We start from the raw sequence: 474 nt of genomic DNA, 5'->3' as shown, positions 1-474 counted from the left end.
GACATGCATGCGACCGAGCTCGGCACAGCGGTGCAGGGTCGGAAACACCTTGCCGGGATTGAGCAGGCCCTGGGCGTCGAAGGCGCATTTCAGCCGCTGCTGCTGGTTGAGGTCGATCTCGCTGAACATCTCCGGCATCAGGTCGCGCTTCTCGATGCCGACGCCGTGCTCGCCGGTGAGCACGCCGCCGAACTCGACGCAGGCGCGCAGGATGTCGGCGCCGAAGGCCTCGGCGCGCTCGATCTCTCCGGGCTTGTTGGCATCGTAGAGGATCAGCGGATGCAGATTGCCGTCGCCGGCATGGAACACGTTGGCGCAGCCGAGCTGGTATTTCTCCGAGAGCTCGCGGATACGCGCCAGCGCCTTCGGCAGCGCACCGCGCGGGATGGTGCCGTCCATGCAGAGATAGTCGGGCGAGATGCGGCCAACGGCCGGAAACGCGGCCTTGCGACCCGCCCAGAACAGATTGCGCTC

At 66.7% G+C, this 474-nt stretch carries 1 protein-coding gene; it reads right to left on the bottom strand.

The genetic code is table 11. The features are described from left to right. The coding region (locus K3G63_RS22535) for an FAD-linked oxidase C-terminal domain-containing protein (RefSeq protein ID WP_310794626.1) at nucleotides 1-474 on the bottom strand (474 nt) is incomplete at both ends.

It is taken from the genome of Hymenobacter sp. HSC-4F20, from assembly GCF_019599275.1.
In the GTDB taxonomy this organism is placed as follows: domain Bacteria; phylum Bacteroidota; class Bacteroidia; order Cytophagales; family Hymenobacteraceae; genus Hymenobacter.
Note: the sequence above shows the minus strand (reverse complement) of the source record. Positions and strands in the feature narration are given on the sequence as shown.